Source organism: Mycobacterium sp. TH-M11, assembly GCF_057473725.1.
The window spans coordinates 1-2,231 of record NZ_JBYCLD010000134.1 but is presented as its reverse complement, the minus strand read 5'-3'; the positions used below and the strand labels follow the sequence as shown (position 1 = coordinate 2,231).

Below are 2,231 nucleotides of genomic sequence, written 5' to 3'. Positions count from 1 at the left end.
TGTTCGACGTGGTGAGGACACCGCCGTAGTCGACAGTCGCGTTGTCGTAGGTGAGATAGAGGTAGTCCACGCCACCGCTGTAGCCGCTCTCGCTGATGCCGGTGGGAGTGCCCAAACTGTATAAGGCCTCAAGTTGGCTGAGGAAGTTCGAGCCGAGATCTGTGTAGGGAATCACCAGGCCGCTCGATCCGGTGTCGACGAGATCCTTCGTGCTGGCCCCGTCGACCGTGGCGGTCACGGTCGGCTCGGTGCCCTCGGCGACGGTGATCGGAATGTCGTAGGTGCCGCTGGCACCGTCGGCGCTCGTCACCGTAGCGGCGGGCTCGGCGGCCGCCGCGAGGGCTGACGTGGAGTCTGCGCTGGCCGGCAGTGCCACGTCGAGCGAGTTCAGGCTGGCCAGGATGCTGTCGCCGAAGCTGGTGACGTCGGTCGCGGCGGCGGGGTCGAAACCGGCAACTGCATCGCTGAGCGACGTGATCAGCGGCTGGATGATCGGGTCGATGAGGGCGTCAATGTCGGCTTTGGCAGGAGCCGCGGCGATAGTCGATCCGGTCGCCATCGCTGCTGCGGCGGCGAATGCTCCTACGGCCCCGCCCAGGATGGCCAACCGACGCCGGTGGTTGCCGTCGGTGCCGTCGCGACCAGCCATTCATTGCCTCCCCGGGCGCTAGGTAGTGCCGTGCAGTCGACAGACCGTACCGAAGCTAGATGTCCTGCAGGTTGCATAAAGCTAAACGCGACTTCCGCCGACCGTCAACCGGGCGTTGAAATTACGGCAGCGGACCGCCCGACGCAATCGCCGACAGCATCGCGTACTTGTTCGGCGTTAGGCGACGCGCCACGGACCAGGGTGCCGTCCACGTCGGCGGGCGCAACGATGTTCTTGGCGTTCACCGATCGTGGCGATCCTCAGCGCCACAACCACCAATGCACTTATCGGATATGAAAAGTGTCAGGAGGTCGGGTGATGTCGTTTGACGATGTGCTCGAGTCTGCCGCGCGACTGCAGACACTCGTCCCGGACGCAGTGCTCGTAGGTGGTTCCGCCGCAGTGCTGTATGCGCGCCACCGTGACTCCTACGACCATGACCACGTCGTGATGGACCTCGCCGACACGTTCGACGTGGTACTCGAAGCGCTGGAGTCAGACCCGGAGTGGGTCTTGAATCGGGTTACGCCGGGAAAGATCATTCCTGGTTCGCTGGGCGATATCGAAGCCGGTGTGCGCCAACTGATGCGCCGACCGCCACTGGAAGCCCAGCTCGTCACGCTCCCGGGGGGCGCTACGGTGACCGTTCCTACCGCGGCCGAAACGCTGCGGATCAAGGGATACCTCGTCGTCAAACGCAACCAGACACGGGACTACATCGATGTCGCCGCCCTGTCGGATCAGTTCGGCATCCGCGAGTCGGCCGCCGTCCTGAACGCTCTCGACCACTACTACGACGCGACCGTTGGCGATAAAACGGCAGTCGCTTCCCAGCTGCTTCGCCAACTCGGCGAACCGCGACCGAAAGACTCCCAGACCACCAAGCAACTCAGCCACTACCGAAACCTGACCCCGCGCTGGGCCAGTTGGAGCGCGGTCGTGGGCCAGTGCAAGAAAATCGCCGACGCCATGCTGACAGTCCCATGAGCGCACTGAGATTCCGCAACCTCAACGTCGACCCATCCGACCCCGTCACCAGCTGGGGAGTCGAAGGCCTACTGGCCGCAATCGACAGGGGCTCACTACCGGACTGGCGCCACATCGCCACAGCGGTCAGCGTCGACCCCTGGGGCCCATTCGTGAAAGACCTCGTGCAAGCACTCGAGCTGGCCGAGGACCGCGGTGTTGCCGAGACCCTTCGGCGCGTCGTCGAGCAGGACCGCGCACAGGTCGAACAGTCCGCGCGTGAAGAAGTGCGCCGCCGACTCGCCGCACTCGTCGCGGATTCCGGACTCACCGCCGCCGAATTTGCCGCACGCCTGGGCACCTCGGCCTCACGGTTGTCGACATACCTGGCGGGAAAAGTGGTCCCGTCCGCCGCATTGATGATCCGTGCCGAGAGCATTTCAGCTCGGCACCGCGACATCGACCGACTAACCGAATGACCCGACGGAACCTCCCGTCAGCGGTTTTGCGTTTCTCGCTGTACGAAGTCATCGAGCACGGGGCGCAGCATCTTGGACATGCTCATCTTGCGGCTCCGCGCAAGCTGCCTGAGATTCGCGTGCGTGGTTTCGGAAAC

At 64.2% G+C, this 2,231-nt stretch carries 2 protein-coding genes and 2 pseudogenes; 2 read left to right on the top strand and 2 right to left on the bottom strand.

Annotated elements, in window-relative coordinates; genetic code table 11:
* Nucleotides 1-649, bottom strand: a pseudogene (locus AC2VOG_RS05905) (hypothetical protein); the annotation flags it as partial.
* A gap of 318 nt (nucleotides 650-967) precedes the next feature.
* Here AC2VOG_RS05905 and AC2VOG_RS05900 point away from each other — a divergent pair.
* Both AC2VOG_RS05900 and AC2VOG_RS05895 read left to right on the top strand, forming a co-directional pair.
* Nucleotides 968-1,636, top strand: coding sequence for a hypothetical protein (locus AC2VOG_RS05900; RefSeq protein ID WP_486938984.1), 669 nt, complete (start codon nucleotides 968-970; stop codon nucleotides 1,634-1,636).
* Nucleotides 1,633-2,094, top strand: a complete 462-nt coding sequence (locus AC2VOG_RS05895; protein WP_486938983.1) for a helix-turn-helix domain-containing protein — start codon at nucleotides 1,633-1,635, stop codon at nucleotides 2,092-2,094. Before AC2VOG_RS05900 ends, AC2VOG_RS05895 begins: the two co-directional genes overlap by 4 nt.
* A gap of 17 nt (nucleotides 2,095-2,111) precedes the next feature.
* On the opposite strand, the pseudogene AC2VOG_RS05890 reads toward AC2VOG_RS05895, so the two are convergent.
* Nucleotides 2,112-2,231, bottom strand: a pseudogene (locus tag AC2VOG_RS05890) (DNA-binding protein); the annotation flags it as partial.